Origin of the sequence: Streptomyces sp. NPDC013187 (assembly GCF_042899705.1) — a bacterium.
Classification (GTDB): domain Bacteria; phylum Actinomycetota; class Actinomycetes; order Streptomycetales; family Streptomycetaceae; genus Streptomyces; species Streptomyces hawaiiensis_A.
The window spans coordinates 114,090-140,871 of the sequence record NZ_JBIBAF010000019.1; the positions used below are offsets into that span (position 1 = coordinate 114,090).

Annotated in this window: 24 protein-coding genes; 11 read left to right on the top strand and 13 right to left on the bottom strand. The window is 72.0% G+C overall.

The window, feature by feature from the left end:
* Nucleotides 1-10: 10 nt before the first annotated feature.
* Genes ACFY5B_RS33550 through ssd form a run of 4 tightly spaced genes read right to left on the bottom strand, consistent with a single transcriptional unit; the run spans nt 11 to nt 3,985 of the window.
* Nucleotides 11-802 carry a type II secretion system F family protein gene (locus tag ACFY5B_RS33550; RefSeq protein ID WP_389977016.1) on the bottom strand — a complete coding sequence of 264 codons (792 nt, stop codon included), beginning with the start codon at nt 800-802 and terminating at the stop codon, nt 11-13.
* Nucleotides 799-1,671 (bottom strand): type II secretion system F family protein, encoded by an 873-nt coding sequence (locus ACFY5B_RS33555; RefSeq protein WP_389977019.1) that lies wholly within the window; start codon nt 1,669-1,671, stop codon nt 799-801. Before ACFY5B_RS33555 ends, ACFY5B_RS33550 begins: the two co-directional genes overlap by 4 nt.
* Nucleotides 1,668-2,876, bottom strand: coding sequence for a TadA family conjugal transfer-associated ATPase (locus tag ACFY5B_RS33560; protein ID WP_389977022.1), 1,209 nt, complete (start codon nt 2,874-2,876; stop codon nt 1,668-1,670). Before ACFY5B_RS33560 ends, ACFY5B_RS33555 begins: the two co-directional genes overlap by 4 nt.
* Nucleotides 2,873-3,985: a septum site-determining protein Ssd gene (gene ssd, locus ACFY5B_RS33565; protein WP_389977025.1), complete on the bottom strand. Its 1,113-nt coding sequence runs from the start codon at nt 3,983-3,985 to the stop codon at nt 2,873-2,875. The genes ACFY5B_RS33560 and ssd overlap by 4 nt, the downstream gene beginning before the upstream one ends.
* 574 nt (nt 3,986-4,559) lie before the next feature.
* On the opposite strand from ssd, the gene ACFY5B_RS33570 reads away from it, so the two are divergent.
* Nucleotides 4,560-5,393, top strand: a complete 834-nt coding sequence (locus ACFY5B_RS33570) for an HAD family phosphatase (RefSeq protein ID WP_053669683.1) — start codon at nt 4,560-4,562, stop codon at nt 5,391-5,393.
* Nucleotides 5,394-5,725: 332 nt separating this feature from the next.
* Here the strand turns inward: ACFY5B_RS33570 and ACFY5B_RS33575 are convergent, their stop codons facing one another.
* On the bottom strand, nt 5,726-6,550 hold the full coding sequence (locus ACFY5B_RS33575; RefSeq protein WP_389977028.1) for an oxidoreductase: 825 nt from the start codon (nt 6,548-6,550) through the stop codon (nt 5,726-5,728).
* A 90-nt stretch (nt 6,551-6,640) separates the two neighbouring features.
* Complete coding sequence (locus tag ACFY5B_RS33580) at nt 6,641-7,906, bottom strand: hypothetical protein (RefSeq protein ID WP_389977031.1); 1,266 nt, start codon at nt 7,904-7,906, stop codon at nt 6,641-6,643.
* Between the two features lie 288 nt (nt 7,907-8,194).
* Between ACFY5B_RS33580 and ACFY5B_RS33585 the strand changes: the two genes are divergently transcribed.
* From ACFY5B_RS33585 to ACFY5B_RS33610, 6 genes are all read left to right on the top strand, one after another.
* Entirely contained in the window at nt 8,195-10,564 is a 2,370-nt protein-coding gene (locus tag ACFY5B_RS33585; protein WP_389977034.1) for a bifunctional SulP family inorganic anion transporter/carbonic anhydrase, read from the top strand.
* Nucleotides 10,565-10,893: 329 nt separating this feature from the next.
* On the top strand, nt 10,894-12,852 hold the full coding sequence (gene acs / locus ACFY5B_RS33590; protein WP_389977037.1) for an acetate--CoA ligase: 1,959 nt from the start codon (nt 10,894-10,896) through the stop codon (nt 12,850-12,852).
* Between the two features lie 222 nt (nt 12,853-13,074).
* Nucleotides 13,075-14,511 carry a Na+/H+ antiporter NhaA gene (nhaA, locus tag ACFY5B_RS33595; RefSeq protein WP_389977040.1) on the top strand — a complete coding sequence of 479 codons (1,437 nt, stop codon included), beginning with the start codon at nt 13,075-13,077 and terminating at the stop codon, nt 14,509-14,511.
* 120 nt (nt 14,512-14,631) lie between these two features.
* Nucleotides 14,632-15,120, top strand: coding sequence for a phage holin family protein (locus ACFY5B_RS33600; protein WP_389977043.1), 489 nt, complete (start codon nt 14,632-14,634; stop codon nt 15,118-15,120).
* A complete protein-coding gene (locus tag ACFY5B_RS33605) occupies nt 15,117-16,055 on the top strand; it encodes an alpha/beta hydrolase (RefSeq protein WP_361873292.1) in 939 nt (312 codons plus the stop codon). Before ACFY5B_RS33600 ends, ACFY5B_RS33605 begins: the two co-directional genes overlap by 4 nt.
* A 127-nt stretch (nt 16,056-16,182) precedes the next feature.
* Nucleotides 16,183-16,365: a hypothetical protein gene (locus tag ACFY5B_RS33610; RefSeq protein ID WP_079129072.1), complete on the top strand. Its 183-nt coding sequence runs from the start codon at nt 16,183-16,185 to the stop codon at nt 16,363-16,365.
* Between the two features lie 54 nt (nt 16,366-16,419).
* On the opposite strand, the gene ACFY5B_RS33615 is transcribed toward ACFY5B_RS33610, so the two are convergent.
* From ACFY5B_RS33615 to nth, 3 genes are all read right to left on the bottom strand, one after another.
* Complete coding sequence (locus tag ACFY5B_RS33615; RefSeq protein ID WP_389977047.1) at nt 16,420-17,619, bottom strand: MarP family serine protease; 1,200 nt, start codon at nt 17,617-17,619, stop codon at nt 16,420-16,422.
* 13 nt (nt 17,620-17,632) lie between these two features.
* Entirely contained in the window at nt 17,633-18,328 is a 696-nt protein-coding gene (locus tag ACFY5B_RS33620; protein WP_389977050.1) for an NUDIX hydrolase, read from the bottom strand.
* 379 nt (nt 18,329-18,707) lie between these two features.
* Nucleotides 18,708-19,625, bottom strand: coding sequence for an endonuclease III (nth, locus tag ACFY5B_RS33625; protein ID WP_389977053.1), 918 nt, complete (start codon nt 19,623-19,625; stop codon nt 18,708-18,710).
* 434 nt (nt 19,626-20,059) lie between these two features.
* Between nth and ACFY5B_RS33630 the strand changes: the two genes are divergently transcribed.
* On the top strand, nt 20,060-20,734 hold the full coding sequence (locus tag ACFY5B_RS33630) for a Crp/Fnr family transcriptional regulator (RefSeq protein WP_010031945.1): 675 nt from the start codon (nt 20,060-20,062) through the stop codon (nt 20,732-20,734).
* Nucleotides 20,735-20,860: 126 nt separating this feature from the next.
* Nucleotides 20,861-21,682 carry a nucleotidyltransferase gene (locus ACFY5B_RS33635; protein ID WP_389977056.1) on the top strand — a complete coding sequence of 274 codons (822 nt, stop codon included), beginning with the start codon at nt 20,861-20,863 and terminating at the stop codon, nt 21,680-21,682.
* A gap of 6 nt (nt 21,683-21,688) precedes the next feature.
* Here ACFY5B_RS33635 and ACFY5B_RS33640 read toward each other — a convergent pair whose 3' ends face one another.
* The 4 genes from ACFY5B_RS33640 to ACFY5B_RS33655 form a co-directional block, all read right to left on the bottom strand.
* Nucleotides 21,689-22,519: an MBL fold metallo-hydrolase gene (locus ACFY5B_RS33640; RefSeq protein ID WP_389977058.1), complete on the bottom strand. Its 831-nt coding sequence runs from the start codon at nt 22,517-22,519 to the stop codon at nt 21,689-21,691.
* The gene (locus ACFY5B_RS33645; RefSeq protein ID WP_389977061.1) at nt 22,516-23,385 is read right to left on the bottom strand and encodes an NUDIX hydrolase; all 870 of its coding nucleotides are present in this window, start codon (nt 23,383-23,385) and stop codon (nt 22,516-22,518) included. The genes ACFY5B_RS33640 and ACFY5B_RS33645 overlap by 4 nt, the downstream gene beginning before the upstream one ends.
* 92 nt (nt 23,386-23,477) lie before the next feature.
* Entirely contained in the window at nt 23,478-23,939 is a 462-nt protein-coding gene (locus tag ACFY5B_RS33650; RefSeq protein WP_053669671.1) for a RidA family protein, read from the bottom strand.
* A complete protein-coding gene (locus ACFY5B_RS33655) occupies nt 23,939-24,097 on the bottom strand; it encodes a DUF4177 domain-containing protein (protein ID WP_097218487.1) in 159 nt (52 codons plus the stop codon). The genes ACFY5B_RS33650 and ACFY5B_RS33655 overlap by 1 nt, the downstream gene beginning before the upstream one ends.
* 107 nt (nt 24,098-24,204) lie before the next feature.
* Between ACFY5B_RS33655 and ACFY5B_RS33660 the strand changes: the two genes are divergently transcribed.
* Together ACFY5B_RS33660 and ACFY5B_RS33665 are read left to right on the top strand one after the other, a co-directional pair.
* Nucleotides 24,205-25,182, top strand: a complete 978-nt coding sequence (locus ACFY5B_RS33660; RefSeq protein ID WP_389977065.1) for an ArsA family ATPase — start codon at nt 24,205-24,207, stop codon at nt 25,180-25,182.
* A gap of 126 nt (nt 25,183-25,308) precedes the next feature.
* On the top strand, nt 25,309-26,730 hold the full coding sequence (locus ACFY5B_RS33665) for an ArsA family ATPase (protein ID WP_389977068.1): 1,422 nt from the start codon (nt 25,309-25,311) through the stop codon (nt 26,728-26,730).
* The last annotated feature ends 52 nt before the right edge of the window (nt 26,731-26,782 follow it).

The following is a 26,782-nucleotide window of genomic DNA, read 5'->3' on the forward strand; positions in this document are numbered from 1 at the left end:
CGTCGCCGCGTCACCCACCACCCCCTCCGAGCACCCCGCCCGCGAGTCCGATCACCACGGGCAGCACACCGACCGCGATGAACGCGGGCAGGAAGCACAGCCCGACCGGTGCGCTGACCATCACGCCCGCTCGACGGGCCCTGGCCGTGGCGGCGCGGCCCCAGTCGGCCCGGGCCTCAGCGGCGAGCCGCGCGACCGGCACCGCCGCGGGCAGCCCGGACACATCGGCCCGTTCGAGCAGCCGGGCCAGCCCTTCGGCGCCCGGCACGGCACCCAACCGCCGCCAGGCCGAGGCCGGTTCGCCACCCAGCCGCACCTCCGCCGCGCCCCGGGCGAGGGCATCGCCGACAGGGCCGCCCAGGGCCTCCCCCACCGCCTGTGCCGCGATCACCGGACCGGCACCCGCCGCGATGCAGGCCGCCAGCAGGTCGGCGGCGAGGGGCAGTTGCCGCGCCGCCTCTGCGAGGTCGGGGGCGCCCGGGTCCGCGTCGGCCGTCTCCTGGCTCGATCGCCACCGCCACACCCCCACCGCCCCGGCCAGGCCCACGGCGGCCCCGACCGGGCCTCCGATCAGCACCCACCCGGCGCACGCCACGCCCACCGGAGCCGACCACGTCCGTGCGGCCCCACGCCAGGCCGGCCGCAGGACGGGAACAGCCGCTTCCCGTACCCCCGACAGCTCCGCCAGCCGCCGGCGCATCCTCCGACGGCGCCGCGCCCGTACCAGCCGGCGCGCCAGCCATCCGGCGGCCAGCACGATCCCCACGGCCGCCCCCAGCCTGTGGACGACGTCCCCGCTCATGCCGCCGCCTCCGCGCCCCGCACGATCCGCCGGACCCACCACAGCCCCAGGCCCTCCAGCACCCCGCCGGCCGCCAGACAGCCCAGACCCGCCCCGGTGTGCAACAGGACGTGCAGGGGATCGGCGCCGAGGGCGGTCCCGATGAGAAGACCCAGAGCCGGCAACCCGGCGAGCATCACCGCCGTGGCCCGGGCTCCCGCCAACTGGGCTCCGAGGTCACACTGTTGATCGCGTTCGGCGCGCAGGGCAGCGGCGAGCCTGTCGAGTCCGGCCGCGAGTCCCGCGCCCTGGTCCACGGCCACCCGCCAACACGCCGCGAGTCCGCGCAGGCCCTCGGCGCCCGGTTGCCGTGCCGCCGTGGCGAGCGTGTCCGGCACGTCACCGCCGAACCGCGCCGCGGCCAGCACCGTGGACTGCGCGTCCGCGAGTCCGCCGCAGTCCCGGGCGGCCCGCAGCAGCGCCTCACCCGGCTGGCGTCCCGCCCGCACCTCGCCGCCGAGCGCCCCGCACAACGCGATCACCGCGTCGGTCCGGCGCTCCCGGTCCCGCCGCGCCCGGCCGGCCAGCCGGGCCCGCCGCAGCAACGGCACCCCGGCCACCCCCAGGACGATCGGCAGCACCGACGCCGCGAGCACCGCCAGCACCAGCCCGGCCACCGCCGACCACCACTCGGCCCGCAGCCGCCCACGGACGCGCCGCAGCTCACCGGCTGTGCGCCGCCACCCGGGCGATTCCCTCCCGGCGTGGCCGCCCTCCGCGAGCAGCAACCGCGCCCGCCGTGCCGTCCCATCGCGCTCGGCCAGCAGCCAGACAGCCGCCCCCATGCACGTCACGGCCGCACCCACTGTCATCTCAGGCGCCCCCGTCATGACTCTCCTCCGTCGTCCGCACCCCGCTCGATCCCACTCGTCCCGCCCCGCAGCAGACTCCTCAGCCGCTCCCATCCGCGTTCGCGCACGAACGCCTCCGCTCCCCACCGCAGCGCCGGCACCGTCCGCACGAGACCGGACGCGTCCCGCTCCAGCACGTGCACCTCGGCGATCCGCCGCCGCCCGGCCCGGTCGCGCACCAGGTGCAGCACCACGGAAAGGGCGGCCGCCAACTGGCTGTGCAGCGCGGCCCGATCGAGCCCGGCGGCCGTGCCGAGCGCCTCCAGCCGGGCCGGTACATCGGCGGCGGCGTTGGCGTGCACGGTTCCGCAGCCGCCCTCGTGGCCGGTGTTCAACGCGGCCAGCAGGTGCACCACTTCGGGCCCGCGCACCTCGCCCACGACCAGCCGGTCGGGCCGCATCCGCAGCGCCTGGCGCACCAGGTCCTCCAGGGTGACGAGACCGGCGCCCTCCTGGTTGGCGGGTCTGGTCTCCAGTCGCACGACGTGCGGGTGGTCGGGCCGCAGTTCCGCCGAGTCCTCGGCGAGGACGATCCGCTCGCCCGGCCCCACCAGCCCCAGCAGGGCACTGAGCAGCGTGGTCTTGCCGGTGCCGGTGCCGCCGCTGACGAGGAAGGACAGCCGGGCGTCGAGCAGGGCGCGCAAGACGCGGTCCCCGCCCGGCGGTACCGTGCCCGCCGCGACCAGCTCGCCGAGGGTGAAGGCACGCGGCCTCACGACCCGCAGCGACAGGCAGGCGCACCCCACGGCCACCGGCGGGAGCACCGCGTGCAGCCGCGTCCCGTCGGGCAGCCGGGCGTCGACCCAGGGCCTGGCGTCGTCCAGGCGGCGTCCGGCCACGGCGGCGAGACGCTGGGCGAGCCGTCGCACGGCCGCGGCGTCCGCGAACCGCACCTGCGTCAGCTCCAGTCCTCCTCCCCGGTCCACCCAGATCCGGTCCGGGGCCGACACCAGCACGTCCGTCACCGACGGATCGGCGAGGAGCGGCTCGAGTGGACCGCTGCCGACCAGCTCGGACCGTAAATGTGCTGCGGCTCCCAGCACTTCGGTGTCCCCGAGGACCCGCCCTTGCTCACGCAGGGCCTGCGCGACGCGCGCGGGGGTCGGCTCGGCCCCGCTCTCGGCCAGCCACCGCCGCACCCCGTCGAGCAGCGCCGCGCCCTCGAGTCCGGCCAGGGTGCTCATGCCGTACCCGCCTCGACGAGCGCGCGCTCCCAGAATTCCTTGCAGAACCGGGCCAGGGGTCCCCGCGGGGCGGCGCCGGGGGGTGCCGTGCCCTCGTCCGGGCGCGACAGCCCGGGCTCGACCGGCACCTCGCCGACCAGGGGCAGTCCGAGCAGCCGGGCCACCTCGCGGTCGTCGAGCCCCGGCGAGTACGGCCCGCGGACCGCCACGCGCAGGTCCCGGAGAACCATGCCGACCGCCGAGGCGACCCGCCCCGCGGCCGCGACGGCCCGCAGCTCCGCGGGCACCACCAGCACGCCCACATCCAGCTGGGAGAGGACCTCGGCGACGCCGTCGTCGATCCGGCGCGGCAGGTCGACCACGACGGTGCCGCCCCGGCGTCGGGCCGCCGCGAGCACCGCGCGCACGGCCTGCGGCGGGACCGCGATCCGGTCGCCGCGGTCCCAGCTGAGCACGCGCAGCGCGTGCAGCTCGGGCAGCGACTCCTCCAGGGCTCCGCCGCCGACCCGTCCGCGCGAGGACGCGAAGGCGGGCCAGCGCAGCCCCTCGGCCGTCTCACCGCCGAGGAGTACGTCGAGTCCGCCGCCCAGCGGATCGGCGTCCACGAGGAGGGTGCGCAGTCCCTCCCGCGCGGAGGTGACGGCGAGGGCGCACGCGAGCGTGGACGCTCCGGCCCCGCCCCGGCCTCCGATGACACCGACGGTGAGGGCGGGCCGGCCGACGCCCTCGGCCACGTCGGCGATCCGGTCGACCAGCCACTGCTCGCCGTCGGGCAGCATCAGGACGTGCTCCGCGCCGATCTCGACGGCCCGCCGCCACACCCCGGAGTCGTCCTGGTCCCGGCCGACGAGGACGACGCCCCTTCTGCGCGCGGCCCCGCGTACCCGCCGCGCGGCGTCGTCGCCGACGAGGACGAGGGGTGCGGCCTCCCAGCTGCCTCTGCGCTCCGGCACCCCGTGGTGCACCTCGGGTGTGGCGCCGGCTGCCGCGCACAGGCGCAGCAGATCGTCGAGGAGTTCGGTGTCCTCGGTGACGATCAGCGGTCCGCCCTGCCGCCCTCCGGCGGCCGGTGGCGGATCGTGTGTGACGGTTCCGGCCACGGTTTCCATCCCCCTTCGCTGCACGACTCGCGCGGCCCCTGCGGCCCCGCGATTCCCATACGTGGGAAGAACCGACAAGCGGCCTCCCTGTGAACGGCCGACAGAAACCGGCCAAACGCCCCCGGGTACTCGGAACCGGCCATGAACTCGCCGCGAGCGGGACGCGTTGGAATCACGGTGCAGCGATCCCGGAAATCGTGTGGATCTTGGTGGATAACTGTGGACGTGCCGGGAGTTGTGAATATCGCCATCACCCATACCGGTGAGCCGCTCAGGCCATGTGCGTGACCCTCACAGAGCAGCCTGACGGCTACACACCGTAGCAAGGCATGCTCATGACAAAGCTGCAGCGAGAGCCGCATCAGAGCAGTTGTCAGGCTGCGCGAAGAGGGAAAAAACCCACCCGGACATGCGACGACCCCCGCCGGGGGGGAGAGCGGGGGTCGTCCCCACGGCCGACTCGGGGGGGGAGGAGTCGGGCCGGGTTAGCACGGTCGCGAACGATCCGTGACTTCCATGGTGTACCCGAGAGCCTTCTCAGGCAAACCCACGCGCCCCACCTTACGCCGAATGGGCTGCCCCTATGCTCTGGGGCGTGGAAAACCACTCGTTGCCCCGCACAGCCGCCTTCTTTGACCTGGACAAGACGGTCATTGCGAAGTCGAGCACGCTCACGTTCAGCAAGTCGTTCTACCAAGGCGGTCTGATCAACCGCAGGGCCGTCTTGCGTACCGCATATGCCCAGTTCGTCTTCCTCGCCGGCGGCGCAGACCACGACCAGATGGAGCGCATGCGCGCATATCTGTCCGCCCTGTGCCGCGGCTGGAACGTGCAGCAGGTCAAGGAGATCGTCGCCGAGACGCTGCACGACCTGATCGACCCGATCATCTACGACGAGGCCGCCTCCCTCATCGAGGAGCACCACACCGCCGGCCGCGACGTGGTGATCGTGTCCACGTCGGGCGCGGAGGTGGTCGAGCCGATCGGCGAGCTGCTGGGAGCGGACCGCGTGGTCGCCACCCGCATGGTCGTGGGTGACGACGGCTGCTTCACCGGCGAGGTGGAGTACTACGCGTACGGCCCGACCAAGGCGGAGGCCGTCAGGGAGCTCGCCGAGTCCGAGGGCTACGACCTCAGCCGCTGCTACGCCTACAGCGACTCGGCGACCGATGTGCCGATGCTGGAGTCCGTGGGCAACCCGCACGCCGTGAACCCGGACAGGGCACTGCGCCGCGAGGCCTTGGCGCGCGGGTGGCCGATCCTGGACTTCCACCGCCCGGTCCGGCTCAAGCAGCGCATCCCCGCGTTCTCCGTACCGCCGCGCCCGGCGCTCGTCGCGGTCGCCGCCATAGGCGCCGCGGCGGCCACCGCGGGACTCGTCTGGTATGCGAACCGGCGCCGGGCGACGGTCGCGTGACCTGTGGCGATCGCCGTTCCTGCGTGAACCCTAAAGTAAAGAAGTAGGTCCTGGACTTCCGCTTACTGCAGGGCAGTAGTACAAAGGATTCAACGGCCCGCGAGACCAAGGACATCCGAGAGGATCACCTTTTAACGCATTTGGCCCCACGGACCGAGCATGAACACCGGGCACCCACGCGACGTCGACCCGTCGAATACGGGCCAGCCACACCAGGGGACGGGCAAAGCCCCCGACCTGATGGGCATATATCGAGGACGCTTGGTAACCCGATGCTCATGCCAGCGGCGGTACGAGAACTCGTACCGCCGCATTTATGTGGCCCGGTGATGTCAGGCCGCTCCGCGCTGCAGCGCCTCGCACACCGCCATCGACTCGCGCGCCCCCAGTTCGACCGCCCTGCCGCAGTGGGCGATCCAGGCGGCGACGCCCTCCGGGGTGCCGGAGACGTACCCGGCGAGGGCCTCCAGGTACGCGTCACGTCCCAGTTCGGCGTGGCCGACCTCGGCGGCGCAGACCGACTTCGGGTCCAGCCCGCTGCCGATCAGGACGATGCGCTCGGCCGTGCGCGCGACCAGGCCGTTGTGGGACGTGAAGGGACGCAGCGCGAGGAGCTCGCCGTGCACGACGGCGGCCGTCACCAGCGCCGGAGCGGAGCCGCCCGCGATGATCAGCCCGGCCAGTCCGTCCAGCCTGCCGTGCGTTTCGGTGGCGCTCGGCAGCGGCAGCCCGACGAGCGGCTCGTCGACCTGTTCGCCCTCCTTGCGGGGCCGTCCCACCTGGTCGCCCTTGTCCGCGGCAGCCACCAGGTGCAGCCGGGCCAGCACCCGCAGGGGTGACTGCCGCCAGATCGACAGCAGCTGGCCCGCCTCCGCGGTGAGCCGCAGGGCGGCACCCACGGTGCGGGCCTCGTCGTCACCGCTGAAGTCCGTGCGCCGGCGCACCTCCTCCAAGGCCCAGTCCGCGCCGGACAGCGCGGCCGAGCCGCGGGCGCCGCGCAGCGCGGCCTCGGAGGTGATCGCGTTGCTGCGCCGCCGCATGACCCGGTGTCCGTAGACCCGGTCCACGGCCTTGCGCACGGACTCCACGGAATCGGCCACTCCGGGCAGCGCCCCCAGGGCCGCGAGGGGATCGGCGGTCGCGCCTGCTGTACTCATGAGTACGACCCTACGCACCCAGAGGCCCCGCCCCACGAGGGAGTGGCCTTCTTCACGCGCACGTGCGCCACCCGACGTCAGCCCGAAGAGCTACCTCCCGGCCGCCGGAGCCCCGGGCACACCCTTGGGTGCGGGGGCGGGCCCGTCCGACAGGAAGGACGCCCAGCCCGCCTTGGGCGCCTGGCCGACCGGCAGGGTGCGCAGCTTCTCCAGCGTCTTCGGGTCCTGGGCGTCGAGCCAGTCCACGAGCTGCCGGAACGAGACGCAGCGCACCTCCTCCTTGGTGCACACCGTCTCGATGACCTCCTCGACGGCCCGCATGTAGGTGCCGCCGTTCCATGACTCGAAGTGGTTGCCGATGATCAGGGGCGCGCGGTTGCCCTCGTAGGCTCGTTGGAAGCCCCTGAGCAGGCCGTCCCGCATCTGGTCGCCCCAGAAGTCGAACTTGGCGGGGTTGCCCTGGGTGGTGGTGCCCGACTGGTTGACCATGAAGTTGTAGTCCATGGTGAGCTGCTCGAAGGAGTGGCCGGGGAACGGCACGAGCTGCATGGAGACGTCCCACAGGCCCATCTTCTTCTTCGGCCAGACCTGGTCGTTCACTCCGCTGGTGTCGTAGCGGAAGCCCATGTCGCGGGCCGCCCTCATGAAGTTGCGCTGGCCCTCGAGACAGGGTGTGCGGGCGCCGATGAGCTCCTTGTCGTAGTCGAAGGGCAGCGGGGACGCGCCTTTCAGGCCGGCGTTGGTCTTCCAGGTCTTCACGAACTGCTTGGCCTGGGAGATCTCGTCCTTCCAGTCCTGCACCGACCATTCGCCGACGCCGCCGCCGCTGCCGCAGAAGTGGCCGTTGAAGTGGGTGCCGATCTCGTTGCCCTCCAGCCACGCCAGGCGCAGCTGCTTCGCGGTGGCGGCGATGCCGCGGCGGTCGTTGAAGCCGATGTCGGAGCGGCCCGGGGAGTGCTGCGGCGGCCGGTACCGGTCGCGCTTGTCCTCCGGCAGCATGTACACGCCGCTCAGGAAGTACGTCATGGTCGCCTTGTTCTTCCTCGCGACCTTGCGGAAGTGCGAGAACAGCTTCTGGCTGTCCTCGCCCGCGCCGTCCCAGGAGAAGACGACGAACTGCGGGGGCCTCTGGCCGGGCCGCAGGCGTTCGGGGCGGGGCAGGTGCGGCTGGGCCCCGGTGTAAGCGGTGGAGCCGTCTCCGATCAGCCGGACCGCGCTCTTCGGCGCCTGTGCGGGCGTCGCCTTCTGCGGGTCGGGGGTCTCCTGCCGGGGGCTGTCGGTCGCGCAGCCGGCGAGCGATGCGGCGCAGACCGCGGCGATCACGGAACCCGCGGCGATCCTTTGGGTTGCGGCCATGTTCCGCCCACCTTCTTCCTTCTCTCGGGTGCGGACACGCCAAATTCGCACGAGACCGAGAAGGAATTAGTAGGACAAGCCGATCAAATGGCCACTTCACCCTTCGGGGTGATTTATTCGCCCATTTGCCCGTAAAGTCTATGCCCGCCCTTTACTCTGCATTACGATCCGTTTACCGAGCGTTGATTCATCCCGCCGATTTACGCCGTGACCGCCGCGACCGATACCCCGCCACGAGCGGGACCCCCAGTTACGCGACCGCGCAGCCCCGGAGGAGACGGGAAAACCATGTCAGCCTGCGTCCCCACACGTGCCACAGACCCGAACCGAACCGAGCGCACGCATCCGCCCCACAGTCCGCCGCCGGCCGGGCCCCGCCGATTCCGGATCGCGGGTGCCGACGTGTCGGCCTCCATCGCGGTCTTCCTGATCGCACTGCCCCTGTCCCTGGGCATCGCCCTGGCCACCGGCGCCCCCCTCCAGGCCGGCCTCGTCGCCGCCGCCGTGGGCGGGCTGGTCGCCGGGCGGCTGGGCGGCTCCCCGCTCCAGGTGAGCGGACCGGCCGCCGGACTCACCGTCGTCACCGCCGACCTCATCCAGCGGTACGGCTGGCGGACGACCTGCGCCATCACCGTCCTCGCAGGCCTCGCCCAGCTGGGCCTGGGCTGCCTGCGGGTGGCCCGTGGCGCCCTCGCCGTCAGCCCCGCGATCGTGCACGGCATGCTCGCAGGGATCGGCGTCACCATCGCCGTCGCCCAGCTGCACATCGTGCTCGGCGGCACACCGCAGAGTTCTGTCCCGGCCAACCTCCGTGCCCTGCCCGCCCAGCTGGCGCACATGGGCGCCGCGGCGGTGTCGGTGAGCGTGCTGACCCTGGCGCTGCTGCTGCTCTGGCCGCGACTGCCCGGCCGGGCCGGACGCCTGCTGCGCAAGGTCCCGGCCGCGCTCGTCGCCGTCGCCGGAGCCACCGCGGCCGCCGCTCTCGCCGGGCTCCGCCTGCCCAAGGTCGACCTGCCGTCCTGGAGCAACCACGCCCTGGCCGGGCTGCCCGAGGGCCCCGTGCTCGGCCTGGTCGCCGCCGTACTCACCACCACGCTGGTGTGCAGCGTGCAGTCGCTGCTCGGCGCGGTCGCCGTGGACAAGCTGGTGGCCGGCCGTCCCGGTCTGTCGCCCCGCGTCGGGCGCTCGAACCTCGACCGCGAACTGCTCGGGCAGGGAGCCGCCAACATCGTCTCCGGCTCGCTCGGCGGACTGCCCATCGCCGGTGTGGCCGTGCGGAGTTCGGCGAATGTGCACGCGGGTGCGGTCAGCCGGAACTCCACGATGCTGCACGGCGTTCTCGTAGTGATCGCCACGCTGCTGATGGTCCCGATCCTGGAGTTCATCCCGCTCGCCTCGCTCGCCGCCCTGGTGATGGCCGTCGGCATCCAGATGGTGTCCCTGAACCACATCCGCACGGTGACCCGCCACCGCGAAGTGTGGGTCTACGCCGTCACGACCCTCGGCGTGGTCTCCCTCGGCGTCCTGGAGGGCGTGGCGCTCGGCATCGCCACGGCCGTCGGCGTCGCCCTGCACCGCCTCACCCGCACCCGCATCACGCACGAAAAGAGGGAAGGAGTCCATCACGTACACGTCCGCGGGCAGTTGACGTTCCTCGCGGTGCCACGGCTCAGCCGGGCCCTGCATCTCGTGCCCCACGGTGCCGACACCGTCGTCGAGCTGGACGGGTCGTTCATGGATCACGCGGCGTACGAGACGTTGCAGGACTGGCAGAAGACGCACACCGCGCAGGGCGGCACCGTCGAGATCACCGGCCGCCATCCCGGCACCCGTATCTCCGAGCCCCAGGTCTCCGGCGACTGCCGCTGCCGGCCCTGGACGCCCTGGCGCAACCACCAGTGCGAGGGCCCCCGGTCCGTACCCCCTGCCGAGAAGAACGCGGAAGGGCCGGACCGCTCCGACCCGGACCCGACGGGCACCGGCGGAGGCAGCGGGCACGAACTGGCGCGTGGCATCAGCGCGTTCCAGCGCAACACCGCACCCCTGGTGCGCAGCGAGCTGGCGCGGCTCGCGAGAGAGGGACAGCGGCCTTCGCAACTGTTCCTGACCTGCGCCGACTCCCGGCTGGTCACATCGATGATCACCTCCAGTGGTCCGGGCGATCTGTTCGTCGTGCGCAACGTGGGCAACCTTGTCCCGCGCCCGGGCGAGGAGAGCGGTGACGACTCGGTGGCGGCGGCGATCGAGTACGCCGTGGACGTGCTCCAGGTGCGGTCCATCACGGTGTGCGGGCACTCGGGTTGCGGCGCCATGCAGGCGCTGCTCAACTCCGAGCCCGGAGGCGCCCGGAGCCCGTTGAAGCGGTGGCTGCGGCACGGGCTGCCCAGCCTGGAGCGCATGGCCGACGACAATCTGCCCTGGGGCAGACTGGCCGGGCGTCCCCCCGAGGACGCGGTCGAACAGCTCTGCCTGACCAACGTGGTCCAGCAGCTGGAACACCTGCGCGCCCACGACTCGGTGGCCCGGGCCATCGAGGAGGGCTGCCTGGAGCTGCACGGGATGTACTTCCACGTGGGCGAGGCGGAGGCGTACCTGCTCACCGAGACGGACGCCGGTGGCGTCTTCGACCGGGTCCGGGAGTCGGACCTGACGGCGTGAGCCAAGCGCCGGGTGCGGTGCGTCTCACCCGGCACCGCACAAGGGTGTGCCCCATTCGACAGCGGGGCACACCCTGTGGCCCGCCGGACTGCGAGCCGGATGACCGGCGGCACACGCAGTGAACTTTCCCTGGTCGGCGTCCGTGGGTACGGATGACCCCGGTCCCCGATAGCACCGCTCGACAGGTCTAAACCAATCGGCGGTCGGCCCTTGTCATCGCACCCCCGGGTCTGATGAGCTGTGGCCTGGGACACAACGGACACCCTGGGAAAGGCAGATGCCGTGAGCAACGAGAGCCTGGCCAACCTGCTGAGCGAGGAGATGGGACAGTGAGCGAGAATCCTTCCCTCTCCAACCTGCTCAAGGAAGAGCGCAGGTTCGCACCCCCCGCCGACCTGGCCGCGAACGCCAATGTCACCGCGGAGGCGTATGAACAGGCCAAGGCTGACAGGCTCGGCTTCTGGGCCGAGCAGGCCCGCCGGCTGACCTGGGCCAAGGAGCCCACCGAGACCCTCGACTGGTCGAACCCGCCGTTCGCCAAGTGGTTCAAGGACGGCGAGCTCAACGTCGCCTACAACTGCGTCGACCGCCATGTGGAGGCCGGGCACGGCGACCGGGTCGCCATCCACTTCGAGGGCGAGCCCGGCGACAGCCGCGCGATCACCTACGCCGAGCTCAAGGACGAGGTCTCCAAGGCGGCCAACGCCCTGCTGGAGCTGGGAGTCCAGGCGGGCGACCGGGTCGCCGTCTACATGCCGATGATCCCCGAGACGGCGATCGCGATGCTGGCCTGCGCCCGGATCGGCGCCGCCCACTCCGTCGTCTTCGGCGGCTTCTCCTCGGACGCACTCGCCACCCGCATCCAGGACGCCGACGCGCGCGTGATCATCACCTCCGACGGCGGTTACCGGCGCGGCAAGCCCTCCGCGCTCAAGCCGGCCGTGGACGAGGCCGTCGAGAAGGCCGGCATCGTCGAGCACGTCCTGGTCGTACGCCGCACGGGCCAGGAGGTCGCCTTCACCGAGGGCCGCGACGTCTGGTGGCACGACGTGGTGGGACGGCAGAGCACGGAGCACACCCCTCAGGCCTTCGAGGCCGAGCACCCGCTGTTCATCCTGTACACCTCGGGCACCACCGGTAAGCCCAAGGGCATCCTGCACACCTCCGGCGGCTACCTCACGCAGACCGCCTACACCCACCACGCGGTCTTCGACCTCAAGCCGGAGACCGACGTCTACTGGTGCACGGCCGACGTCGGCTGGGTCACCGGCCACTCGTACATCGTCTACGGCCCGCTGGCGAACGGCGCGACGCAGGTCATGTACGAGGGCACGCCCGACACCCCGCACCAGGGCCGCTTCTGGGAGATCGTCCAGAAGTACGGCGTGACGATCCTCTACACCGCGCCCACCGCGATCCGTACGTTCATGAAGTGGGGCGACGACATCCCCGCCAAGTTCGACCTGTCCAGCCTGCGCGTGCTGGGCTCGGTGGGCGAGCCGATCAACCCCGAGGCGTGGATCTGGTACCGCAAGAACATCGGCGGCGACCGCACCCCGGTCGTCGACACCTGGTGGCAGACCGAGACCGGCTCGATGATGATCACCCCGCTGCCGGGCGTGACCGCGACCAAGCCCGGCTCGGCGCAGACGCCGCTGCCCGGCATCTCCGCGACGGTCGTCGACGACGAGGCCAACGAGGTGCCCGACGGCGGTGGCGGCTACCTGGTGCTGACCGAGCCGTGGCCGTCGATGCTGCGCACCATCTGGGGCGACGACCAGCGGTTCATCGACACGTACTGGTCGCGCTTCGAGGGCAAGTACTTCGCGGGTGACGGCGCCAAGAAGGACGACGACGGCGACATCTGGCTGCTCGGCCGGGTCGACGACGTCATGCTCGTCTCCGGCCACAACATCTCCACCACCGAGGTGGAGTCCGCGCTCGTCTCCCACCCCTCGGTCGCCGAGGCGGCCGTGGTCGGCGCGGCGGACGAGACGACCGGGCAGGCGATCGTCGCGTTCGTGATCCTGCGCGGTACGGCCTCGGAGACCGAGGACCTGGTCGCCGAGCTGCGCACGCATGTCGGCAACACCCTCGGCCCGATCGCCAAGCCCAAGCGGGTCCTGCCGGTGGCGGAGCTGCCCAAGACCCGCTCCGGCAAGATCATGCGCCGACTGCTGCGGGACGTCGCCGAGAACCGCCAGCTGGGTGACGTCACCACGCTGACCGACTCCACCGTCATGGACCTCATCCAGTCCAAGCTGCCCGCCGCGCCCAGCGAGGACTGAGCACGGCTTCGGCATGACGGAGCTGACGGAGGGCACCCACGTCCGGGTGCCCTCGGTCAGGGCGCACCGGCGGCGAAGACCGCCGGATGCGCACTGCCGTACGTTTACCTAAACTAAGCAAAACAACTGCTCCGTCAACCGAGCAGAACAAGTGCTCCAGGGTGCGCCGGGAAGTCTGGTCGGCATGTGTTCCGTCCTGCCCACCGACCGGAGGTCTCCCTCGTGACCGCGCCCCGCCCCACCAGCCCCCGCAAGGCCTTCGGCCGACTGTCGCTGCCGGAGCGGACGTACGTGGCGGACGCGCTGCGCACGGAGACCGTCGGCGGGGTGCTGCTGCTCGCCGCCGCCGTCATCGCGCTGCTCTGGGCGAACATTCCCGCGCTGCACGACAGCTACGAGAGCGTCTCCCACTACCACCTGGGCCCCGCCGCCCTCGGTCTCGACCTGTCCGTCGCGCACTGGGCCGCCGACGGACTGCTGGCGATCTTCTTCTTCGTCGCCGGGATCGAGCTGAAGCGGGAACTCGTGGCGGGCGACCTGCGCGACCCGAAGGCCGCCGCGCTGCCGGTCGTCGCCGCGCTGTGCGGCATGGCCGTACCGGCGCTCGTCTACACCCTCACCACTGTGACCGGCGGTGGCTCCCCGGACGGCTGGGCCGTGCCGACCGCGACCGACATCGCGTTCGCGCTCGCCGTACTCGCCGTGATCGGCACCTCCCTGCCGAGCGCGCTGCGGGCCTTCCTGCTCACGCTCGCCGTCGTCGACGACCTCTGCGCGATCCTGATCATCGCGGTGTTCTTCACCGCCGACCTGAACTTCGCCGCGCTCGGCGGTGCCGTCGCAGGCCTGGTGCTCTTCTGGCTGCTGCTGCGCACGGGCGTGCGGGGCTGGTACGTGTACGTGCCGCTGGGCCTCGTCGTGTGGGCGCTGATGTACAACAGCGGCATCCACGCCACCGTCGCCGGTGTCGCCATGGGCCTGATGCTGCGCTGCCACCGGCACGAGGGCGAGGACCGCTCCCCCGGCGAGCACATCGAGCACCTCGTACGGCCCCTGTCGGCGGGGCTCGCGGTGCCGCTGTTCGCGCTGTTCAGTGCGGGTGTTGCGGTGTCCGGCGGAGCGCTCGCCGACGTGTTCACGAAGCCGGAGACCCTCGGTGTGGTCCTCGGGCTGGTCGTCGGCAAGGCGCTCGGCATCTTCGGCGGGACGTGGCTGACAGTCCGTTTCACCCGGGCCTCGCTCAGCGACGACCTCGCCTGGGCGGATGTGTTCGCGGTGGCCACCCTCGCCGGCATCGGCTTCACCGTGTCACTGCTCATCGGCGAACTCGCCTTCGAGGGCGACCAGACGATGACGAACGAGGTGAAGGCCGCCGTCCTGCTGGGCTCACTCATCGCCGCGACATTCGCGACCGTCCTGCTGAAGATCCGCAACGCCAGGTACCGACGGATGTGGGAGGACGAGGAGCGCGACGAGGACGCCGACGGCATCCCGGACGTGTACGAGGAGGACGACCCGGCGTACCACCTGCGGCTCGCCGCCGTCTACGACCGCAAGGCCGCCGAGCACCGCAGGATCGCCCAGGAGAAGGCAGCGGCGCGCCACGGGCTTGCCGAAGTACCGGGCGGGGCAGGCGAGGACCACCACCGTCCGGCATGATCTGACGAGACGGTACAAAAGACGGGACCGTACGCAGTCAGGCCGTACCCAGTCGGACGACTGCGGCGGGTCTGGAACAAGACGCGGAAAACGGACCGTAAGCAGAAGAGGGAGACCGCGATGAGCGCACCCGACGGCAGCCCGGTCGGCGCCGAACGCAGCATCGGCCAGCTGTTCGCCTCGGCGACGGCGGAAATGTCGGCGCTGGTGCACGACGAGATCGCGCTGGCGAAGGCGCAGCTCAAGCAGGACGTGAAGCGCGGCGCGACCAGCGGCGGCGCCTTCTCGGCGGCCGGCGCGGTGCTGATCTTCTCCCTGCCGATGCTGAACTTCGCGCTGGCGTACGGCATCCGCACCTGGAGCGACTGGAACCTCGCGGTCTGCTTCCTGCTGTCGTTCGCGGCGAACGTGTTGGTCGCCGCGGTACTCGCGCTGATCGGCGTGACCTTCGCGAAGAAGGCCAAGAAGAGCAAGGGCCCGCAGAAGGTCGCCGCGTCGATGAAGGAGACCGCGGTCGTGCTGCAGAAGGCCAAGCCGCACCCGCGTCCGGAGCTCGCGCAGGACCGGGTCCCCGAGGCCATCGAGGCTGTGGCACGCTCATCGTCATGACGGACCCCGCCCCGCCCCCTGCTCAACCGGCCTCGGCCGTCCTCCTGGACGGACCCTGGAGCCACCGCGACGTCGCCGCCAACGGCGCCCGCTTCCACATCGCCGAGCTGGGCGACGGGCCGCTGGTGCTGCTGCTGCACGGCTTCCCGCAGTTCTGGTGGACCTGGCGGCACCAGCTGGTGGCACTCGCCGACGCGGGTTTCCGGGCCGTCGCCATGGACCTCAGGGGCGTCGGCGGCAGCGACCGCACACCGCGCGGCTACGACCCCGCCAACCTCGCGCTCGACGTCACCGGCGTCATCCGCTCCCTGGGCGAGTCCGACGCCGCGCTGGTCGGCCACGACCTGGGCGGATACCTCGCGTGGACGGCGGCCGCGATGCGCCCCAAGCTGGTGCGGCGCCTGGCGGTCGCGTCCATGCCGCACCCGCGGCGCTGGCGCTCGGCCATGCTGAGGGACGTCAAGCAGAGCCGCGCCGGTTCACACATCTGGGGGTTCCAGCGGCCCTGGATCCCGGAGCGGCAGCTCACCGCCGACGACGGGGCGCTCGTGGCGGAGCTGATCCAGGAGTGGTCCGGGCCGCGCCCGCCCGAGGACGAGGCACTGCAGACGTACCGCCGCGCCATGTGCATCCCCTCCGCGGCGCACTGCGCGGTCGAGCCGTACCGCTGGATGGTGCGCTCCCTGGCCCGCCCGGACGGCATCCAGTTCAACCGCCGGATGAAGCGGCCGGTGCGGGTGCCGACGCTCCATCTGCACGGCTCGCTCGACCCCGTGATGCGCACCCGCAGCGCGGCCGGGTCCGGCGAGTACGTCGAAGCCCCTTACCGGTGGCGGCTGTTCGACGGCCTCGGGCACTTCCCGCACGAGGAGGACCCGGTCGCTTTCTCCTCGGAACTCATCAACTGGCTACGGGATCCCGAACCCGACCGGTGACCGGCCGAGCGCGCCCGGTACCGGCTGGTGAACGCTTGTCCTACCAACGGCCAATTGCCCGGCGCATAGGCCAATTGGACGCCCCGGGAGCGGTTATCGACCATGGGGCGGGGGCACACGTCGGGGTATGGGCTGGACGCACGACTACAGTGACGCAACCCGCAATCGCCGCTCGGCGAGCGGTACGAACCCCCACCAGCGAAGCGGCGCACCGCAGATGGTGACCGCGGATCCCAGGGTGGGGATCCCGCGCATCCTCCGCCGCCGCGCCCGCTGGGTCTCCGTACGTCTTCGCCATACCCGCGACTGAGGCGTCACTCGCGCGAGTGACACCCCGACACCTGCCGCTCCGGGGCTGCCGCTGCTAGAGGGCGCAGCTGTCGCTGCCCACCTGCCGATTGGCGGTGCGCCCCCTGGTGATGTCCTCCTGGATCTCGTCCACGGTCAGCGCGTACCCGGTCTCGGCGTCGTCCAGCGACTTGGCGAAGACGACGCCGTAGACCTTGCCGTCGGGTGTGAGCAGGGGTCCGCCCGAGTTGCCCTGGCGGACGGTCGCGTAGAGGGAGTAGACGTCGCGGCGGACCGTGCCGCGGTGGTAGATGTCCGGCCCGTTGGCCGTGATGCGGCCGCGCACACGGGCGGCGCGCACGTCGTAGGCCCCGTTCTCCGGGAAGCCCGCGACGATCGCGCCCTCGCCGCTGCTCGCGTCCTTCTCGGTGAACCGCAGCACGGGCGCCTTCAGGTCCGGCACGTCGAGGACGGCGATGTCCCGCCGCCAGTCGTAGAGCACGACCTTGGCGTCGTACTTCCTGCCCTCGCCGCCTATCTGCACGGTCGGCTCGTCGACTCCGCCCACCACGTGCGCGTTGGTCATCACCCGGCGGTCGGAGAAGACGAAGCCGGTGCCCTCCAGGACCTTGCCGCAACTCGGTGCCGTGCCCATGACCTTGACGATGGAGCGCTGGGCGCGATTGGCCACGGGGCTGTTCGCGAGGGCCGGGTCGGGCGGCTGGACGTCGGTGATCGGCTCGTTCGAGAACGGACTGAAGACCTGCGGGAAGCCGTTCTGCGCGAGGACGGAGGAGAAGTCCGCGAACCAGGTGGCCGCCTGGTCCGGCAGGGCCTGCGAGACGCCCAGCAGGACCTTGGAGTTGCGGACCTCCTTGCCGACGGTCGGCAGGGTCGTGCCCGCGAGGGCCGAGCCGATCAGCCAGGCGACCAGGAGCATCGCCACGACGTTGACCAGGGCGCCGCCGGTGGCGTCGAGGGCCCGGGCCGGGGACCAGGTGATGTGCCGGCGCAGCTTGTTGCCGAGGTGGGTGGTGAGGGCCTGGCCGACGGAGGCGCAGACGATGACGACGACGACCGCGACGACGGCGGCGGTCGTGCTCACCTCCGCGTTGTCCGTCAGCGCGTCCCAGATGACGGGCAGCACGTAGACCGCGACGAGGCCGCCACCCAGGAAGCCGATCACCGACAGGATGCCGACGACGAAGCCCTGGCGGTACCCCACGACCGCGAACCACACGGCGGCGACCAGCAACAAGATGTCCAGCACGTTCACGGAGGCCACCCTGTCATGCGCGCCAGTCGAGGGGGACCTGCTTCTCACGGTCCCAGGGCCGCTCCCAGCCCGCGAAGTGCAGCAGGCGGTCGATGATTCCGGCCGTGAAACCCCAGACAAGGGCTGATTCGACCAGAAATGCCGGACCTCGGTGGCCGCTGGGGTGGACGGTGGTCGCCCGGTTGGCCGGATCCGTGAGATCCGCCACGGGGACGGTGAAGACCCTGGCGGTCTCGTTCGGATCGACGACTCCGACCGGGCTCGGCTCGCGCCACCAGCCCAGCACGGGCGTGACGACGAAACCGCTGACCGGGATGTAGAGCCGCGGCAGGACGCCGAAGAGCTGGACGCCGGAGGGGTCGAGGCCGGTCTCCTCCTCGGCCTCGCGCAGGGCGGCCCGCAGCGGGCCGTCGCCGCTGGGGTCGCCGTCCTCGGGGTCGAGGGCGCCGCCCGGGAAGGAGGGCTGCCCGGCGTGCGAGCGCAGGGAACTCGCACGCTCCATGAGCAGCAGCTCCGGGCCGTGCACGCCCTCACCGAAGAGGACCAGCACGGCGGACTGCCGTCCCGCCCCGTCCTCCGGTGGCAGGAATCGGCTCAGCTGCCTCGGCCGGACCGTCTCCACGGCGTGCACCACGGGGTCCAGCCAGCCGGGCAGGCCGTCCTTGCTCAGCGTCACCGGGCCACCCTGTGTGTCGCTCGCGCGCGTCATCGCCACCCCCGTCGTCCTGCCGCGTCCAACGCACGACGGCCCTGAGATCGTTCCGCGAACCCCCGGGATCCCCTGAACGGGCGGCGCGCCGGGCTCTCGGCACGGCGCATCGGGTCCATCGGGTGGTGCGCGGAACCCCTGAGACCGCCCACCGAGTCCCTCCGGTCGCCCGCCGGGCCGCACGCCGAACCACTCGGGCCGCACGCCGAGTCCATCGGGCCGTACACCGGGCCGCTCGGGTCGTACACCGGCCCGCTCGGGTCGTACACCGGCCCGCTCGGGTCGTACACCGGCCCGCTCGGGTCATACGCCGGCCCGCTCGGGTCACGCGTCGGGCCGCTCGGGTCACGCATCGGGCCCCTCCGCCGGTTCGGGCGGCTCATCCGGCCCCCAGCGGCGGCGCCGGTTTACCGCCCGCGTCCAGATAGGCCTGCGGGGGATTCAGACGCTGGCCGGGGAAGCCGCCCTTCTCGTACTTGAGGAGCTTCTTCGCCTTCTCCGGGTCGGTCTCGCCCTCGCCGTACGCCGGGCAGAGCGGAGCGATCGGGCAGGCGCCGCACGCGGGCTTGCGGGCGTGACAGATACGGCGGCCGTGCCAGATGACGTGGTGCGAGAGATCCGTCCAGTCGCTCTTCGGGAAGAGCGCGCCGACGGCGGCCTCGATCTTGTCCGGGTCGGTCTCGCCGGTCCACTGCCAGCGGCGCACCAGGCGCTGGAAGTGCGTGTCCACGGTGATCCCGGGGCGGCCGAAGGCGTTGCCGAGCACGACGAACGCGGTCTTGCGGCCGACGCCGGGCAGCTTGACCAGGTCTTCGAGCCGGCCGGGCACCTCGCCCCCGAAGTCCTCCACCAGGGCCTTGGACAGCCCTATGACGGACTTCGTCTTGGCCCGGAAGAAGCCGCACGGGCGGAGGATCTCCTCCACCTCCTCGGGGTTGGCGGCGGCCAGGTCCTCCGGGGTCGGGTACGCGGCGAAGAGGGAGGGTGTCGTCTGGTTGACGCGCAGGTCGGTCGTCTGGGCGGACAGGACCGTGGCGACGACCAGTTGGAAGGGGTTCGCGAAGTCCAGCTCGGGGTGCGCGTACGGAAAGACCTCGGCGAGCTCGCGGTTGATACGGCGGGCCCGGCGGACCAGGGCGGTACGCGATTCGTCGCCCGGCGGGTGGACGACGGTCTTGGCGGGGGCGGTGCCCTTGAGACGGGCCGTGGCCTTCTTGGGTGCGACCACGACCTTCTTGGCCGCGGGCGCCTTCTTCACGGCAGCGCTCTTGGAGGCAGCCTTCTTGGTGGACCCCACCTTCTTGCCAGCGGCGGCCCGTTGCGCAGAGGCGGCCCGTTTTGCAGGGGCGGCCCCTTGTGCAGGGGCGGCCTTCTCCGCGGACGCCGTCTTCCTCGCCGGTTCCGTCTTGTTCTGTTTCGCCGTTTTCCTACCGCCATCGGGGCTCTGTTCGCCCACAGCGGAATCGCGACGTACAACCACCCGCGCAGCCCCCTCGGCCTGTGCTCTCACCGGCGATTTGGACACCCGGCCAGCCTAAGGCCCGGCACCGACATCCGCCCCGGCCCCTGAAGATCGGCGCCCAATTGGACCCCTGCCGCGTACCCCGGGACACGTGTGCGGCATCCTTGTGACAGATCACACTGTTTGGACCGCCCGACAAAATGGGCACCACGGTCCCTCGGTACACGGGGGAGCAAGATCCCCTGAGCAGGTCGACAAGGAGAGAACTCGTGGACGACGTTCTGCGGCGCAATCCGCTCTTCGCGGCGCTCGATGACGAGCAGGCCGCGGAGCTCCGCGCCTCCATGAGTGAGGTGACCCTCGCCCGCGGTGACTCGCTGTTCCATGAGGGCGACCCCGGTGACCGCCTGTACGTGGTCACGGAGGGGAAGGTGAAGCTCCACCGCACGTCCCCCGACGGCCGCGAGAACATGCTGGCCGTGGTCGGCCCCGGTGAGCTCATCGGTGAGCTCTCGCTGTTCGACCCGGGCCCGCGCACCGCGACGGCCACGGCACTGACCGAGGTCAAGCTGCTCGGCCTCGGCCACGGCGACCTCCAGCCCTGGCTGAACGCCCGCCCGGAGGTGGCCACGGCGCTCCTGCGCGCCGTCGCACGCCGGCTGCGCAAGACCAACGACGCGATGTCCGACCTCGTCTTCTCGGACGTCCCGGGCCGCGTCGCCCGCGCACTGCTCGACCTGTCGCGCCGGTTCGGCGTGCAGTCCGAGGAGGGCATCCACGTCGTGCACGACCTCACGCAGGAGGAGCTGGCCCAGCTGGTCGGCGCGTCCCGTGAGACGGTCAACAAGGCCCTCGCGGACTTCGCCCAGCGCGGCTGGCTCCGCCTGGAGGCCCGCGCGGTGATCCTCCTGGACGTGGAGCGCCTCGCCAAGCGCTCACGCTGACGCGCACCCCGCCGTACGTCATCGGGCCCCGTCTCCTCACGAGACGGGGCCCGACGTCGTCCAGCAAGTCGTCAAGGAAGCGGAAAGCGCCCCCTACGAGGGCTCCGCTCGCGGCACGGTGAGCGCATGACCGGCAGCGCTGCCCACCGACCCGGACTCGACGCGCGGGGCTTCCTCACCCGGGAGGGCTCCCTCGCGCGCGTGCCCCCGGCTTTCCGTCCGGTCGTCACCGCGACACGCGACCGGCTGGCCGACCTGTTCGGGCACCGGCTGCACAGCGCGTACCTCTACGGTTCGATACCGCGCGGCACCGCGCGCGTGGGCCGCAGCGACCTGGACCTGCTGCTCGCCCTGCACGAGGAACCGACCGCGACGGACCGGGACGAGGCCCGGGCGCTGGGCGCGGCACTGGACGCGGAGTTCGAGCAGATCGACGGGCACGGCACTCTGCTGTTCAGCCGGGCGCGGCTGCTGAGCGACCTGGAGAGGCACGACCTGGGCTGGTTCGTCGCCTGCCTGTGCACCCCGCTGCTGGGCGAGGACCTGGCCACGTGCCTGCCGCGCTACCGCCCCGACTCGCTGCTGGCCCGGGAGACCAACGGCGACCTGGCCCTGCTCCTCCCCCGCTGGCGCCGGCGGATCGCCGAGGCGGACGACACGGAGGAGGCCCGGAGGCCCCTGGTCCGCTTCATGTCCCGGCATCTGGTCCGTACCGGCTTCACGCTCGTCATGCCCCGCTGGAACGGCTGGACCAGCGACCTGCACGAGATGGCCGAGGCCTTCGCGGGGTACTACCCCGAGCGTGGCGAGCAGATGCGGGCCGCGGCCGCCCTGGGGCGGGAGCCGGCCGGAGACGCCGCCGTGCTCGCGGCGTACGTCGGCGATCTGGGGCCGTGGCTCGCCGGGGAGTACGCGCGCGTGCACGGCGTCAAAGCACCGCGTCCCTGAGGGCCCCTAGATGAGCCCGTGTTCTTCCAGATAGTCCATCTGCGCCCGCACCGACAGTTCCGCCGCCGGCCACAGGGAGCGGTCCACGTCGGCGTACACGTGGGCGACGACCTGAGCGGGGGTGCGGTAGCCGTCCTCCACGGCCGTCTCGACCTGGGCGAGGCGGTTGGCGCGGTGGGCGAGGTAGTACTCGACGACGCCCTGGGCGTCCTCCAGGACCGGGCCGTGGCCCGGCAGGACCGTGTGGACGCCGTCGTCGACCGACAGGGAGCGCAGACGGCGCAGGGAATCCAGGTAGTCGCCGAGCCGGCCGTCGGGGTGGGCCACGACCGTCGTGCCCCGGCCGAGGACCGTGTCACCGGTGAGGACCGCCCGGTCGGCCGGGAGGTGGAAGGACAGGGAGTCCGCGGTGTGGCCGGGGGTCGGTACCACGCGCAGTTCAAGACCGCCGGTGGTGATCACGTCTCCGGCGGCCAGGCCCTCGTCGCCCAGGCGCAGGGCCGGGTCGAGGGCACGCACGTGCGTGCCGGTCAGTTCGGCGAACCGGGCGGCGCCCTCCGCGTGGTCGGGGTGGCCGTGGGTCAGCAGGGTGAGGGCGACGCGCTTGCCGGCCTGCTCGGCCGTGGCGACGACCCGGCGCAGGTGACCGTCGTCCAGCGGCCCCGGGTCGACCACCACGGCCAGATCCGAATCCGGCTCGGAGACGATCCAGGTGTTGGTGCCGTCCAGGGTCATGGCCGACGCGTTGGGGGCCAGGACGTTGACGGCCCGCGCGGTGGCGGGCCCCGAGAGGACCCCGCCGCGAGGCCGGCCGGGAAGGGCGCTTGCGTCCGTCATGCGGTGGCTCCACCGGTCGGGATGTGTTTGGTGAACTCGTCGTGGCCCGGCCAGGAGAGCACGATCTCCCCGTCCACCAGGCGGGCGGTGGCCAGGACCGGCGTGAGGTCACGCCCCTGGGCTGCGTCGAGTGCCCCGGCGGCCGTCTCGTACGCCGTCAGCTGGCGCAGGGTCGCGATCGTCGGCGGCATCATCAGCAGCTCGCCCTCGTCGTACCGGGCCGCCGCCTCGCGCGGGGCGATCCACACGGTGCGGTCGGCCTCCGTGGAGGCGTTGCGGGTGCGCTGCCCCTCGGGAAGGGCGGCCACGAAGAACCAGGTGTCGTAGCGGCGGGCCTCGAACTCCGGGGTGATCCAGCGGGTCCAGGCGCCCAGCAGGTCGGAGCGCAGGACCAGGCCGCGGCGGTCCAGGAACTCCGCGAAGGACAGGTCCCGGGCGACCAGGGCGGCCCGGTCGGCCTCCCAGTCGGCGCCCGTGGTGTCGCCGACGACCGAGTCGTGGGCCGGTCCGGCGAGCAGGACGCCCGCCTCCTCGTACGTCTCCCGTACGGCCGCACAGACGATCGCCTGGGCCGCCGTCTCGTCGACTCCGAGCCGCTGGGCCCACCACGCGCGCGTGGGGCCCGCCCAGCGGACCTGGTGGTCGTCGTCGCGCGGGTCGACACCGCCGCCCGGATACGCGTACGCGCCTCCGGCGAAGGCCATGGAGGCGCGTCTGCGCAGCATGTGGACGGCCGTGCCGCCGCCGGTGTCCTTCAGGAGCATGACGGTGGCCGCGCGCTTGGGGGCCACCGGCGTGAGGGTGCCGGCCGCGAGTGCGCGGATGCGGTCCGGCCACTCCGGGGGGTACCACTGACCGTTCGCCATGGGCGCGAGGCTATCCCGTGACGGGCGGATGTTCGAGTGGCCCCCGGGGACGGATTCCGCAGCTGGGACCCGCTGCAGGGCCCCGAGCGGTGTTACGCGAGTTCCACCTGGATCTCGACCTCGACCGGCGCGTCCAGCGGCAGCACCGCGACACCCACGGCGCTGCGCGCGTGCACGCCCTTGTCGCCGAGGACCTCGCCGAGCAGCTCGCTCGCGCCGTTCAGCACCGCGGGCTGGCCCGTGAAGTCCGAGGCCGAGGCCACGAAACCGACGACCTTCACCACGCGCGCGATGCGGTCCAGGTCACCGGCGACGGACTTCACTGCGGCCAGGGCGTTCAGAGCGCACGTGCGCGCCAGCTCCTTGGCCTCCTCCGCGGTGACCTCCGCACCGACCTTGCCGGTGACCGGCAGCTTGCCCTCCACCATCGGGAGCTGCCCGGCGGTGTAGACGTACGGCCCGGACTGCACAGCCGGCTGGTAGGCGGCGAGCGGCGGGACCACGTCGGGCAGGCTCAGGCCGAGCTCGGCCAGCTTCGCCTCGACGGCACCCACTACTGCTTCTCCCGCTTCAGGTAGGCGACGAGCTGCTCGGGGTTGTTCGGCCCGGGCACGACCTGGACGAGCTCCCAGCCGTCCTCGCCCCAGGTGTCCAGAATCTGCTTCGTGGCGTGGACGAGCAGCGGCACAGTCGAGTATTCCCACTTGGTCATGCGGCCGACTCTAGCCCCTGGCGGGCAGGGGTCATGCGGCCCACCACCGCACCGGTTGTCCACAGCCTCCCGCGTAGCCCGGGCGCGGACTGGTTAGGCTCGAATACGTGAGCAGGCTCCAGGTCGTCAGCGGCAAGGGCGGTACCGGTAAGACCACGGTGGCCGCCGCACTAGCACTGGCTCTCGCCACGGAGGGGAAGCGGACGCTTCTCGTCGAGGTCGAGGGCCGTCAGGGCATCGCGCAGCTCTTCGAAACGGAAGCGCTGCCTTACGAGGAACGGAAGATCGCGGTAGCACCCGGGGGCGGGGAGGTGTACGCCCTCGCCATCGACCCCGAACTGGCCCTTCTGGACTACCTCCAGATGTTCTACAAGCTGGGCAGCGCCGGACGGGCCCTGAAGAAGCTCGGCGCGATCGACTTCGCCACCACCATCGCGCCCGGCCTCAGGGACGTCCTCCTTACCGGCAAGGCGTGCGAGGCGGTGCGCCGCAAGGAGCGCAGCGGGCGGTTCGTCTACGACTACGTCGTCATGGACGCCCCGCCGACCGGCCGGATCACGCGCTTCCTGAACGTGAACGACGAGGTCGCGGGCCTCGCCAAGATCGGCCCGATACACAATCAGGCGCAGGCCGTGATGCGGGTGCTGAAGTCACCCGAGACGGCCGTGCACCTGGTGACGCTGCTGGAGGAGATGCCCGTCCAGGAGACCGTGGACGGCATCGCCGAGCTGCGTTCGGCCCGGCTGCCGGTGGGCCGGATCATCGTGAACATGGTCCGGCCGGAGGTGCTGGACGAGACCGACCTGGAACTCCTGCGGACGGCCCCGCGTTCCACTGTCGCGCGGTGCCTGTCGTCCGCGGGGCTCGGCGGGGCGCGGCGCGGGGGGCACGCCGAGCGGCTGGTGGACCCGCTGCTCGCGCAGGCCGAGGAGTACGCCGAGCGGTACACGCTGGAGCACGAGCAGCGCGCGGTCCTGGCCGAGCTGGGCCTGCCGCTGCACGAACTGCCGCTGTTCGCCGAGGGCATGGACCTGGCGGGGCTGTACGAGCTGGCCCGCGAGCTGCGCGAGCAGGGCGTGTCATGAGCCGGGACGGACGAGCCCGTGAGCAGGACGTGTCATGAGCCGGCGCGGACAGGGCACGCGAGCAGCGCGCCTCACGAGTCAGGACAGACAGGCAAGGCCCGTCGAGAGTCGGAAGCAGGGGATGTCATGAGTCGTCCGGACCCGGCCCACACCCACGATCCGGCCCGCCCTCACCTCGCCCCCGCGCGCCTGCTCGACGTCGATCCGCTGCTGGAGGACCCGAAGACCCGGATCGTGGTGTGCTGCGGCTCGGGCGGGGTCGGCAAGACGACGACCGCGGCGGCCCTGGGCCTGCGCGCGGCCGAGCGGGGCCGCAAGGTGGTCGTCCTGACCATCGACCCGGCCCGCAGGCTGGCCCAGTCCATGGGCATCGACTCCCTGGACAACACCCCGCGCCGGGTGAAGGGCATCGACGACACGGCGGGCGGCGAGCTGCACGCGATGATGCTCGACATGAAGCGCACCTTCGACGAGATCGTCGAGGCGCACGCGGACCCCGAGCGGGCGGCCGCCATCCTGGGCAACCCGTTCTACCAGTCGCTCTCGGCGGGCTTCGCGGGCACGCAGGAGTACATGGCGATGGAGAAGCTCGGGCAGCTGCGCGCCCGGGACGAATGGGACCTGATCGTCGTCGACACGCCGCCGTCCCGTTCGGCGCTGGACTTCCTGGACGCGCCCAAGCGGCTCGGCTCGTTCCTGGACGGCCGGCTGATCCGGCTGCTGACCGCGCCCGCGAAGCTGGGCGGCCGCGCCGGGATGAAGTTCCTGAACGTCGGGATGTCGATGATGACCGGCACCCTCGGCAAGCTGCTCGGCGGTCAGCTCCTCAAGGACGTCCAGACGTTCGTGTCCGCGATGGACACCACCTTCGGCGGCTTCCGCACCCGCGCGGACGCGACGTACAAGCTGCTCCAGGCACGGGGGACGGCGTTCCTCGTGGTCGCGGCCCCGGAGCGGGACGCGCTGCGCGAGGCCGCCTACTTCGTGGAGCGGCTGGCCGCGGAGGACATGCCGCTGGCCGGTCTGGTGCTCAACCGCGTGCACGGCAGCGGCGCCGACGGGCTGTCGGCCGAGCGGGCGCTCGCCGCCGCGGAAAATCTTGAAGAGCCCCGCATTGTGGATCAGGAGGGCGGGAAAGCAGTACTTCGTAACTCCCCCGACGCACAGGACAGTTCAGACTCTCCCACGCCCGGAACACCAGCTCGGGCATCGGCTCCCGAAGGTGGCTCCCCCACCGATAACGCCGAGGACATCGAGCACACCGGGGACGCGGAGCACACAGAGGACCCCGAGCGGTCCGTCGATGAGCTCACGGCAGGCCTGCTGAGGCTGCACGCCGATCGCATGCAGCTGCTCTCCCGTGAGCAGCGCACACGTGACCGCTTCACCGCGCTCCACCCCGAGGTCGCCGTGACGGAAGTGGCCGCACTGCCCGGCGACGTGCACGACCTCGCGGGACTGCGCACCATCGGCGACCGGCTCGCGGCCGACGAGCGCGAGCTGCCCGACCCCGCCGACCTGCCGGAACCGCCCGAGGCGACTGCCTGAGGCGACTGCCTGAGGCGACTGCCTGAGGGCAACCCGGCGAGGGCGCGGGGCG

Coding starts and splice junctions, on each gene's coding strand:
- ACFY5B_RS33550 (WP_389977016.1), bottom strand. CDS start 802: ATGAGCGGGGACGTCGTCCACAGGCTGGGGGCGGCCGTGGGGATCGTG.
- ACFY5B_RS33555 (WP_389977019.1), bottom strand. CDS start 1,671: ATGACGGGGGCGCCTGAGATGACAGTGGGTGCGGCCGTGACGTGCATG.
- ACFY5B_RS33560 (WP_389977022.1), bottom strand. CDS start 2,876: ATGAGCACCCTGGCCGGACTCGAGGGCGCGGCGCTGCTCGACGGGGTG.
- ssd (WP_389977025.1), bottom strand. CDS start 3,985: ATGGAAACCGTGGCCGGAACCGTCACACACGATCCGCCACCGGCCGCC.
- ACFY5B_RS33570 (WP_053669683.1), top strand. CDS start 4,560: ATGCTCTGGGGCGTGGAAAACCACTCGTTGCCCCGCACAGCCGCCTTC.
- ACFY5B_RS33575 (WP_389977028.1), bottom strand. CDS start 6,550: ATGAGTACAGCAGGCGCGACCGCCGATCCCCTCGCGGCCCTGGGGGCG.
- ACFY5B_RS33580 (WP_389977031.1), bottom strand. CDS start 7,906: ATGGCCGCAACCCAAAGGATCGCCGCGGGTTCCGTGATCGCCGCGGTC.
- ACFY5B_RS33585 (WP_389977034.1), top strand. CDS start 8,195: ATGTCAGCCTGCGTCCCCACACGTGCCACAGACCCGAACCGAACCGAG.
- ACFY5B_RS33600 (WP_389977043.1), top strand. CDS start 14,632: ATGAGCGCACCCGACGGCAGCCCGGTCGGCGCCGAACGCAGCATCGGC.
- ACFY5B_RS33605 (WP_361873292.1), top strand. CDS start 15,117: ATGACGGACCCCGCCCCGCCCCCTGCTCAACCGGCCTCGGCCGTCCTC.
- ACFY5B_RS33610 (WP_079129072.1), top strand. CDS start 16,183: ATGGGCTGGACGCACGACTACAGTGACGCAACCCGCAATCGCCGCTCG.
- ACFY5B_RS33620 (WP_389977050.1), bottom strand. CDS start 18,328: ATGACGCGCGCGAGCGACACACAGGGTGGCCCGGTGACGCTGAGCAAG.
- ACFY5B_RS33635 (WP_389977056.1), top strand. CDS start 20,861: ATGACCGGCAGCGCTGCCCACCGACCCGGACTCGACGCGCGGGGCTTC.
- ACFY5B_RS33640 (WP_389977058.1), bottom strand. CDS start 22,519: ATGACGGACGCAAGCGCCCTTCCCGGCCGGCCTCGCGGCGGGGTCCTC.
- ACFY5B_RS33645 (WP_389977061.1), bottom strand. CDS start 23,385: ATGGCGAACGGTCAGTGGTACCCCCCGGAGTGGCCGGACCGCATCCGC.
- ACFY5B_RS33655 (WP_097218487.1), bottom strand. CDS start 24,097: ATGACCAAGTGGGAATACTCGACTGTGCCGCTGCTCGTCCACGCCACG.
- ACFY5B_RS33665 (WP_389977068.1), top strand. CDS start 25,309: ATGAGTCGTCCGGACCCGGCCCACACCCACGATCCGGCCCGCCCTCAC.